Consider the following 10,619-nt stretch of genomic DNA (forward strand, 5'->3'; position numbering starts at 1 on the left):
TAATTTCCAATTTTTGAAACGGTGCTACAATAAACCTTCCTGTAAGGTAAGAGTCAAGAGGAAAATATGTATATTAATGAAGTAGCAAAATTGACTAATTTAACCACAAAAGCAATCCGTTTTTATGAAGAGAAAGGTTTGATTAGTGCGCCAAGTCGTAGTGCGAATGGGTATCGCCAATATGGAGTACAGCATATTGAAGCCTTAAATTTAATTCGGGAAGCGAGAGAAATAGGGTTTTCTTTGCCAGAGTGTGAGCAATTATTATCGTTATATCATAATCCACATCGCCGTAGTGCGGACGTGAAAGCACAGACTTTGGCAAAAATTTCAGAAATAGATCAACAAATTACACGTTTACAGCAAATGCGAGAAAAATTAATGGCATTGGCTGAGCAATGCCCTGGAGATGATAGTGAAGATTGCCCAATTATTAATTCACTAAGTGGGCAAAGTTGTTGTCATCATAAAGCATCACTGCACAACAAGTAATCCCATACAGCCTTTATCAGCTAACAACAAATTTGATGCTCCAAAAATAAATGGATAAGAATTAGAAGATTGATTCTCGAATTTAACCAGAGTTCGAGTTTCACCTTCAACCCAAACCGTATCAGTCCAGGCGAGTTGAGCTTTTGTTAATCGTTTACCATTTTGCTGTTCAATTAAGAATTTAGCACCTTGTAATTGGAATCCAGTAGGTTGATCAGCAGAGAGAATCCAACGTTCGACAGTATCGAGTTTGACAACAAGATCGATCCGACGCGGATCAAAACGGCGTTGGTTAATCATCGCATCTTGGGTGCTTAGTACAAAAGTTCGCTCTTTTACTGGGGTGAGCGGTAAACCTAAGTTTGCATCAGGTAATGTTGGTTTTTGTTGGGCAAATGCAGAGGCTAAGCCTTGAGGACGTAATTCGACTACTAGGTTATCCTCTAAATCATCCGACATTCCCAACATACTACGGACTTGATCAAATAACCCACGATCTTTACCAGCAAGCAATCTGACAGTTTGTCCTTGCGTTAAATTTACTAATACTTCAGCACGTTCACCCGGTACTAATAACAGTGTTTTAATTTCTTGTGGCTGAGAGAGGAAACCCAAACCAGAAGCAATTTTTAAAAGTGGTTGTTGATTATCTAGACTGAGATAATAAGGTCGAGAAACGGAAGCATTTAGTAAGCGTAAGCGAATAAAACCACGAGGAACGTTAAGGAAGCAGTTGCGTTGCCCATTTACAAAAAGTTGTTTACCTAAGAACTGATTTTTATCGAGGTTAAATAACTGTTGCCCCTCATAGTTAAGTGAAATATCTTGTAGGATTAAAGGAATATCGTTTTCGCCATATTTATTAGGAATTAAACCTTTCTTGCTTTGTTCATCTTCAATAATCCACATTCCCACTAAGCCACGATAACTTTGATAAGCGGAGCGACCGATAGTATCACTGTGATACCAACAAGTAGAGGCACTCTGTTTAATTGGAATAATAGGGGACCAAGAAGTTTGTGGGGCAATATTGCGGTTAATACTGCCAGAAATCTCGCCGTTAGCTTGTAAACCTTGAATATTAATAGCAATTGCTTCGCTGAGATTATTGCGATAAGTTAAACGCAAAAAATCATTTTGTTTCATTTTGATTGTTGGACCAAGATAAGAATCATTGAACCCCCAAGCATCAACTTTCTGTTTCCCATTAAATGCTTTTTTTACGTTACGTGCATTTAACAGGATAGGAGAGCCGCGTCCAACCGCAGTAAGAGGAGGAATCCATAACGGGACTTTATCTTCAGCGAAGGCGTAATGCGATACGCTACTGCTTGCTGCAAGCGCAAGAGAGCCTTGTAAAAATCGACGGCGAGAATAATTTCCCATGTTTCTCCTCCTTACTTAATCTCGATGGATATTTTTCCTGCGATAAAGATGATTTTTGATTTAAGTTTGGCGATGAGTTTGTGCAACTTCTGCATCAAGTTTAGCAAGATGCTGTTCCATAACATCATGGCAATGTTTAGCAAAATCTCGAACTGTTTCTCGACTGTAATCACTACTTGGAATTGGCGGTAACATTTCACAAATCACTTTACCATTGTTCCAACGATTAAGATTTACTTGTTGATGAGTAGAAGAACAAACAACAGGAACAACAGGAACACCCGCTTCAATAGCAGCATGAAAAGCACCTGTTTTAAAAGGTAATAATCCACGACCGCGGCTGCGGGTACCTTCAGGGAACATCCAAATAGAAAGGTTATCTTGGTGAATTCGTTTTGCTAAGGTAGTCATTGTATTGTGAGCTTTATTGCGATTTTCACGATCGATAAAAATGTTTCCTGTTGCCCAATATAACACCCCAAAAAATGGAACCCAGATTAGGCTTTTTTTACCAACACTAACGGTACGAGGCATCACCATATGTGAAATAGTGACCATATCATAGTTATTTTGGTGATTGCCGATATAAATACAACGTTCAAATTTATCTGCACCTTCAGGATAACGATATTCTACGGTTAAACCAAAAAGTGGGTGTAAACGTGCAAACCAATGAGCAAAAAGAGCGACATTATTTGGATTTTTAAAGCGGATAAGTGAGTAAATAGAACCAATTACGCAAATAAGAATACAACAAATAACAACAATAATAATACGAAGTAATTTAAGCATAGTTTGTCCCTCAAACAAATTGGAGCAAGTATAGCGAATTTGCCTAAATAAGTACAAAAGTAACGATAAAAGAAGAAAGCGTTAAACATAAAAATGCTTTATAGTATGCCTTTCGTTATTAATCATAAATGAAGATGAATAAACCAACTTATTTTATTGCTGATTTACATCTGAGTGAACAATCACCGCATTTATTAGCGTTATTTCGTTATTTTATGACGCAAATTGCTCCGCAAGCACAAGCTTTATATATTTTAGGTGACCTTTTTGATTTTTGGGTAGGCGATGATGAAAATTCTCCAGCTATCCAGGAAATTAAGCAGTTATTAAAGCAGCTTACTGCACAGGAAGTTCATTGTTATTTCTGTCATGGTAATCGTGATTTTTTACTGGGCGAGCGGTTTGCTAAAGAAACGGGGATTCAATTATTATCTGACTATCAGGTCATTGAGTTATATGGTAGAGTGACATTAGTGTGTCATGGGGATACATTGTGTACAGATGATGTAGCCTATCAGAAATTCCGTAAACGTGTACATCAGCGTTGGTTACAAAAACTTTTTCTTTGCTTGCCTTTGACTTATCGGATCAAACTAGCACAACGTATTCGTCAACAAAGCCAATATGATAAGCAAGGTAAAAGTACAGAAATTATGGATGTCAATTCTGTTGCGGTAGAGGATATTTTTACACGTTTTCAAGTGACGCAAATTATTCATGGGCATACCCATCGCCAAGCAATTCACACTTTATCAGAAAATAAAAGACGGATTGTGTTAGGTGATTGGCGAGAAGAACTTTCTATTTTTGTGGTTGAACCACAACATCAAGGCTATTTTGTGAATTTGGCGTTGCCTGAATAAAAAAGATGATTTTGGTGAAAAAAGAAAGCCCATAGTTATTTAACTATGGGCGAAACTTCTTTTGGTATAAAAACTAAATTTCATAAAAGGAGACAAATAAAACATAGTACCAAAAGAAAAAATTTGGCTCCTCCTGCTGGACTTGAACCAGCGACATATGGATTAACAGTCCACCGTTCTACCGACTGAACTAAGGAGGAATAGCCCCATTGGGCAATGCGGGCTGCATTTTATTGATTTTGGACCCTATTGTCAACAGATAGCATACGTTAATCTGATTTTATTAAATTATTTGCTTATATTTGTTGGTAATGAGGTGAAAATTTGTTGATCTAACAAGATATCTTGTAATGTATATTGTGATAATGACCGATAAAACGCAGCAAAAGCATTGACTAAAATAGGCGGTAATTGGCAATTTGCACTAATACAACATTGATTTCGCTCACCAAAACATTCGACAATGACACTTTTTTCTTCTGCAAGACGAATAATATCTCCTAAATTTAATTCACTTGGATGGCGATGCAATCGGATACCGCCTCCTTTACCACGAATAGATTGAATAAAATTATTCTTGGCTAAATGATGAATAACTTTCATTAAATGGTTTTCGGAAATATTATAGACTGTTGCAATTTCTTGAATAGTGGATAATTTTTCTTGATGTGCGGCTAAATAAAGCAGAACACGTAAATTATAATCAGTAAAGGTACTTAATTTCATAATAATTACTCGATAACGAATAAAGACAATAATATGGTACGCCTTATTAGTTATTGAAACAATGTTCTGCTTATTTGATTAACGTTTGACTTATCTTAGATCAAAATCCAGAAAATAATTGTAATAAGCCAAATAATATTGCTTCTTGTGGTATTTTTTGCTGATTAAGATAAAAATCTCCCTCTTTTTGTTCAAAATTAAACAGATAAGATTTATCGTTTTCAGTTAATACACCTTGCATGACTTGTTGTTGTAATGCGTGTTGGATATTTTGTTGAGTTTCCTCAATACTCACTTTGTTTTGTCCATTGGCATTATTTGTAAGAGTAACAAGACCAGAGAGCAATTTATTTATGAATGTTTTATCTAAAGAAAGATTAAATTTAAATTGTTCAAATATCTTGCCAATTTGCCCTTGCAGGGTGGACGTAAAATCAGTTTTCGCTAATTTAATATGAGTATTTAACGCAAATTTACCCTGATCATCAAAGAGTTCAATTGGTTTAATAATTAATTCAGGTTGATGATTCACTAATACATCTAATGCTTGATCGACAGCTGATTGGTCTTCAACAAATAGGGCATAGATTAATTGAGAAAATGCATCGCCTTTAAGGTGATTAATTTGTAATACAGAGTTTTGTGCAAATTGTGTAGAGGATGAGTTATCTCCTAAACTGATATTTTTTGTATTAGAGGTGTTATGAAGTGAATAAAAATCAGCATCTTTAATTAATTCATAATTACTGGTTTGATCTTGATAATTTAGGATGATACGTTGATCAGAATTTTTGTCTATTGGTTGAGAAATAGAAAATTCTTTAACCGAACTTAAGCCTTTGCCAGTTGCTAAGTATTTCCATTCTGTTAATTGTAGATCACCTTGGGTAACAACCTTATTCATCACTAATTGAGTTGGTAATTTTTGCGGATCTGTTTTGATATACATATCCAAGTGATCAATATCCATTAAATATTTGATTGCTTTTTTCTCATCAATTTGTAATTGGTATTTACTGCTAGACCAATTACTTTGCGTATCTGATTTTTCATCTTTGAATGATCCAGCATTAATTAGTAGATTAATATCAACTTGTTGTTGATATCCCACATCAACATTTAATACAAAAGGTTGTCCACTCGGGAAAAGATTAAATATTGAGGCTGTTTTTTCATTTTTAATTAATGTTGTTTCAGTAGAAGCTGCAACGGGCTTGAAGTTAAATTGTTGCAGCAGGTTGAGTGGTAATGCACCATGGTAAATTTTACTATGTAGTGGCATAGTTAGTTCACCAATTTGTAGATCATATTGCATATCACTAGAGAATAGATGCCGTTCTAATTTGACGTTTTCAATTTTAATGATGCCATTATCATTAATTTTTTGGATCACTTGTGGGTAATTCTTTTCAATTTGTGATCCTGTGTACCAAGCGTTACCAACCCAAACGCTTCCAAGCACAATAATGGCAGCAGGAACGATTGCCCATTTTTTCTGCATAATATTCTCCTTAGTTATTTATTTTTTGGTTAGTGAAATTTATTTACACTGATTTTGTGGTTTATTTGCCATGATCTCAATAATTTGGAAATCAGTATGCTGCATACTTTTACAGGCAATAGAACAAAGATTATCAATGCTGCGATCAATTGTATGTTCAACGATACCTTCATCACCAGTTACCCCTGTTTGATTCATCGCCATTAAAACGGATTTATAGGCAGAGGTAACACTAGTAGATACTTTCATTGCACAGCTGTTGGCAGCCCCATCACATAACATACCGCTAATATCTCCAATCATACTGCTAATCGCCATCGCTGCAGTTTCAAAGCGATTCGTAATCAGATAAGAGATACCAGCACAACTTCCCATTGCGGCAGTAGTAACCGCACAAAGTGCAGAGAGTTTTGGCAGTTTACTGTGAATAAAAATAGCCATTAAATGGGATAGAAAGAATGCTCGGGTGCGTTGTTCTGCCGTAACATTTAGGTGGTTAGCGACAACCACAACGGGCATCGTAGCAGTAATGCCTTGATTACCCGATCCAGAATTACTCATTGCAGGAAGAGTGGCGCCACCCATTCTGGCATCAGAAGCTGCTGTGGTTTGGATCATAATTCGCGATAATAAATCATCAGATAACAGACCGTCGCCAATATGTTTTTGTAGTGTACGTGCAATATGTAAGCCATAATCTTGGCGAAGCCCTTCTTGTGAAAGTGCGGCATTTAATTTTTCAGCTTGATTAATAAACTCTATTTTGTCTAAGGCTACTTGCATGGAAAAATCAAAGATATCTTTTGCCGCTAATTGATTAAAAATAGTATATAGATCATTGTCAGCCGCTAATTTAGGCGGGGCTTGATAAATAATTTGATCATTTTTTTCAATCAACATAATTTGAGTATGTTGATCTTCAATCACGACACGCACCCAATCGTTATCCGCGTATAAAGTGGACTCTGCATAAAGAATATGATCAGTTTGTTTGATAGAAACAGAAACTAAATTTTGTTTAAGCAGTTCTTTGGCTTGGGTAATTTGTGCAGAGGAAATATGTTTTAAGACCTCTAAACCTGCATCAGCATCACCACCAATTGCGCCAATGGCAGCCGCAATAGGTAAACCAACCATGCCAGTGCCTGGAACAGAAACACCTAAGCCATTTTTCATTAAGTTTGGCGAAACTTTTCCAACAATTCTTTCTGGGGTTTTTCCTAAATATTTGGCGGCAGTTGCAGATGCTAATGCAAGAGAAATCGGTTCGGTACAGCCTAGGGCAGGCACAACATCTTGTTTAACAATTTCAATTAGTGCTTGTTCGAAAGGTTGTAAGGATGGATTCATAAGACCTCTTAAATCATAAGCTAAATTTTACGTAAAAATTTCCCCACTAAATATACACGGTAATGTAATAAGTGCTAGTAAAATCAGTAAAAATCTGATGATTTTTCTTGAGAGTAGAGAAAATTAAAAAATTTTTTATGAATGCCCCTTGAAAATCTGATTTTAAGTTCAATTTAGTGTGGCACGAATGATAAGGCGAGCAAGTTTAACTAAAGAAAAATTTAAATTTGCCCTTGTAATTGATAAAAAGAGCCTTATTTAGTCGAACGTCAAAAAAACGAATTTAAAATCAGGAGAATAACGATTATGGGAAAAATTATTGGTATTGACTTAGGTACAACAAACTCATGTGTTGCAGTAATGGATGGTGATAAACCACGTGTTATTGAAAATGCTGAAGGTGATCGTACAACCCCGTCAATTATTGCATATACACAAGATGGTGAAACATTAGTTGGTCAACCTGCAAAACGTCAAGCAGTAACAAATCCAAAAAATACTTTATTTGCAATTAAACGTTTAATTGGTCGTCGTTTTACCGATGATGAAGTACAACGTGATGTTAGCATTATGCCATTTGACATTGTGAAAGCAGATAATGGTGATGCTTGGGTTGAAGTAAAAGGTGACAAAATGGCACCACCACAAATTTCTGCTGAAGTATTGAAAAAAATGAAGAAAACAGCAGAAGATTTCTTAGGTGAAACTGTAACTGAAGCAGTAATTACTGTGCCTGCTTACTTCAATGACGCACAACGTCAAGCAACTAAAGATGCAGGTCGTATTGCAGGATTAGAAGTAAAACGTATCATTAACGAACCAACAGCAGCCGCATTGGCTTATGGTTTAGATAAAGCAAATGGTAACCATACTATTGCAGTATATGACTTAGGTGGTGGTACATTCGACCTTTCTATTATTGAAATTGATGAAGTTGATGGTGAAAAAACTTTCGAAGTATTAGCGACTAATGGTGATACACACTTAGGTGGTGAAGACTTTGATAACCGCGTAATTAATTATTTAGTTGATGAATTTAAGAAAGAACAAGGCATTGATTTACGTAACGATCCATTAGCAATGCAACGTTTGAAAGAAGCTGGTGAAAAAGCGAAGATTGAGCTTTCTTCAGCACAACAAACAGATGTTAACTTACCATACATCACAGCAGATGCGACTGGACCAAAACACTTAAACATTAAGTTAACTCGTGCAAAATTAGAATCTTTAGTTGAAGATCTTGTTGCTAAATCAATGGAACCAATTCGTGTGGCATTAAAAGATGCGGATTTAAGTGTTTCTGAAATTAATGATGTTATCTTAGTTGGTGGTCAAACTCGTATGCCATTAGTACAGCAAAAAGTTGCTGAATTCTTTGGTAAAGAACCACGTAAAGATGTAAACCCAGATGAAGCAGTTGCGATTGGTGCAGCGGTACAAGGTGGTGTATTAGCGGGTGATGTAAAAGACGTATTGTTATTAGATGTTACTCCATTATCACTTGGTATCGAAACTATGGGTGGTGTAATGACTACCTTAATTGAAAAGAATACAACGATTCCAACGAAGAAATCACAAGTATTCTCAACTGCTGAAGATAACCAAAGTGCAGTAACAATCCACGTGTTACAAGGTGAACGTAAACGTGCAGCAGATAATAAATCATTAGGTCAATTCAATTTAGAAGGTATCAACCCAGCACCGCGCGGTATGCCACAAATTGAAGTTACCTTTGATATTGATGCTGATGGTATTATCCATGTATCTGCAAAAGATAAAGGTACTGGTAAAGAACAACAAATTACGATTAAAGCTTCTTCAGGTTTAAGCGATGAAGAAATTCAACAAATGGTACGTGATGCAGAAGCTAATGCTGAAGCAGACCGTAAATTTGAAGAATTAGTACAAGCTCGTAACCAAGCAGATCACTTAGTTCACTCAACTCGTAAACAATTAAGTGAAGTAGGAGCAAATCTTGCTGCGAGTGATAAAGAAGCTATTGAAAAAGCAGCGAATGAGTTAGAAGCAGCTGCGAAAGGTGAAGATAAAGCAGCAATTGAAGCGAAAACTCAAGCTTTAATTCAAGCAGCAGAAAAATTAATGCAAGCAGCTCAACAACAAGCTCAAGCAGGTCAAGCTCAGCAACAACAAGCACAAGGTAGTGCAAAGAACAACGGTGATGATGTTGTTGATGCAGAGTTTGAAGAGGTAAAAGATAAATAATCTATCCTCCTGATGTGGTAGCTTAAGTTGTTGTATGAGCTACCACAAATTACGAATGGGCGAAGGTGAAATACCTCGCCCTTTTAGCGTATCCAAAGGGGAGAATTTCATCTCCCATTTCATAAAGAAATAGGAAAGCGAATGGCAAAACGTGATTATTATGAAGTGCTAGGTGTATCAAGATCTGATGATGAAAAAGCGATCAAGAAAGCCTATAAACGCTTAGCAATGAAATTGCACCCAGACCGTAATCAAGGTGATAAAGACGCTGCGGAAAAGTTTAAAGAAGTGCAAGAAGCCTATGATGTATTAGGGGATAAAGAGAAACGTGCTGCTTATGATCAATATGGTCATGCTGCCTTTGAACAAGGTGGTGCTGGAGCTGGTGGTTTTGGCGGTGCTGATTTTGGTGATATTTTTGGTGATATCTTTAGTGATATGTTTGGTGGCGGACGTGGTCGCCAACGTGTAGTGCGTGGTGAAGATCTCCGTTATGATTTAGAGATTACGTTGGAAGAAGCGGTCAAAGGTGTCAGCAAAGATATCCGTATTGCAACATTAGCAACTTGTGATACTTGTCATGGTACAGGTGCAAAAGCAGGTTCTAAAGTGGACACGTGTGGCTATTGCCATGGTTCTGGACGTATCCGCCGTCAAAGTGGTTTCTTTGTACAAGAACAAACTTGTCCTCATTGTCATGGTACTGGAAAAATTATTGAACAACCGTGTGACAGTTGTCATGGCGATGGTCGAGTTCATAAACATAAAAATCTTTCAGTGAAAGTACCTGCCGGTGTAGATACTGGTAATCAGCTTCGCTTAAATGGTGAAGGCGCAGCAGGTGAGAATGGTGCACCACCGGGAGATCTCTATGTTGTCATTCATGTGAAAGAGCATGATATTTTCCAACGTGATGGAAATAATTTGTACTGTGAAGTACCAATCAGTTTCACCCTTGCTGCATTGGGTGGTGAGATTGAAGTGCCAACTTTAGATGGTAAAGTGAAATTAAAAATCCCAGAAGAAACACAAACAGGTAAATTATTCCGATTACGTGGTAAAGGCGTGACTTCAACCCGTTCACATTATCAAGGTGATTTAATTTGTCGTGTGATTGTTGAAACACCAGTGAAACTAAATAAAGAACAAAAAGCGTTATTGCAACAATTTGAAAAGAGTTTGGAAGGGCGTAATCAACACCGTCCAAAAGAAAGTGGCTTTTTAGATGGGGTAAAACGTTTCTTTGATAATTTAGGTAAGTAGTTAAATTAATTGAAAAAATAGCG

The 10,619-nt window shown here is 36.7% G+C and carries 9 protein-coding genes and 1 tRNA gene; 4 read left to right on the forward strand and 6 right to left on the reverse strand.

Annotated elements, in window-relative coordinates; translation table 11 throughout:
• The first annotated feature begins 66 nt into the window (after window positions 1-66).
• Window positions 67-492: a Cu(I)-responsive transcriptional regulator gene (cueR, locus tag PF272_RS05160; protein WP_271141887.1), complete on the forward strand. Its 426-nt coding sequence runs from the start codon at window positions 67-69 to the stop codon at window positions 490-492.
• Here cueR and PF272_RS05165 read toward each other — a convergent pair.
• Entirely contained in the window at window positions 475-1,878 is a 1,404-nt protein-coding gene (locus tag PF272_RS05165) for a multicopper oxidase domain-containing protein (RefSeq protein WP_271141888.1), read from the reverse strand. The two genes, cueR and PF272_RS05165, sit on opposite strands and share 18 nt — an antisense overlap.
• Window positions 1,879-1,938: 60 nt before the next feature.
• Window positions 1,939-2,670, reverse strand: a complete 732-nt coding sequence (locus PF272_RS05170; protein ID WP_271141889.1) for a 1-acylglycerol-3-phosphate O-acyltransferase — start codon at window positions 2,668-2,670, stop codon at window positions 1,939-1,941.
• 134 nt (window positions 2,671-2,804) lie between these two features.
• On the opposite strand from PF272_RS05170, the gene lpxH reads away from it, so the two are divergent.
• Window positions 2,805-3,533, forward strand: a complete 729-nt coding sequence (lpxH, locus tag PF272_RS05175; protein ID WP_271141890.1) for a UDP-2,3-diacylglucosamine diphosphatase — start codon at window positions 2,805-2,807, stop codon at window positions 3,531-3,533.
• A 124-nt stretch (window positions 3,534-3,657) separates the two neighbouring features.
• On the opposite strand, the gene PF272_RS05180 is transcribed toward lpxH, so the two are convergent.
• From PF272_RS05180 to PF272_RS05195, 4 genes are all read right to left on the reverse strand, one after another.
• Window positions 3,658-3,733 (reverse strand) — tRNA-Asn (locus tag PF272_RS05180).
• A gap of 88 nt (window positions 3,734-3,821) precedes the next feature.
• On the reverse strand, window positions 3,822-4,259 hold the full coding sequence (locus PF272_RS05185; RefSeq protein ID WP_271141891.1) for an RrF2 family transcriptional regulator: 438 nt from the start codon (window positions 4,257-4,259) through the stop codon (window positions 3,822-3,824).
• A gap of 100 nt (window positions 4,260-4,359) precedes the next feature.
• Window positions 4,360-5,760, reverse strand: a complete 1,401-nt coding sequence (locus PF272_RS05190) for a YdgA family protein (RefSeq protein ID WP_271141892.1) — start codon at window positions 5,758-5,760, stop codon at window positions 4,360-4,362.
• Window positions 5,761-5,799: 39 nt separating this feature from the next.
• Window positions 5,800-7,110, reverse strand: coding sequence for an L-cysteine desulfidase family protein (locus PF272_RS05195; RefSeq protein WP_271141893.1), 1,311 nt, complete (start codon window positions 7,108-7,110; stop codon window positions 5,800-5,802).
• 306 nt (window positions 7,111-7,416) lie between these two features.
• Here PF272_RS05195 and dnaK point away from each other — a divergent pair, with 306 nt between their 5' ends.
• Together dnaK and dnaJ are read left to right on the forward strand one after the other, a co-directional pair.
• Window positions 7,417-9,333: a molecular chaperone DnaK gene (dnaK, locus tag PF272_RS05200; RefSeq protein ID WP_065234576.1), complete on the forward strand. Its 1,917-nt coding sequence runs from the start codon at window positions 7,417-7,419 to the stop codon at window positions 9,331-9,333.
• Window positions 9,334-9,474: 141 nt separating this feature from the next.
• Window positions 9,475-10,596: a molecular chaperone DnaJ gene (dnaJ, locus tag PF272_RS05205; RefSeq protein WP_065239341.1), complete on the forward strand. Its 1,122-nt coding sequence runs from the start codon at window positions 9,475-9,477 to the stop codon at window positions 10,594-10,596.
• Window positions 10,597-10,619: the final 23 nt, after the last annotated feature.

Source organism: Gallibacterium faecale, from assembly GCF_027920745.1.
Taxonomy (GTDB): Bacteria; Pseudomonadota; Gammaproteobacteria; order Enterobacterales; family Pasteurellaceae; genus Gallibacterium; species Gallibacterium faecale.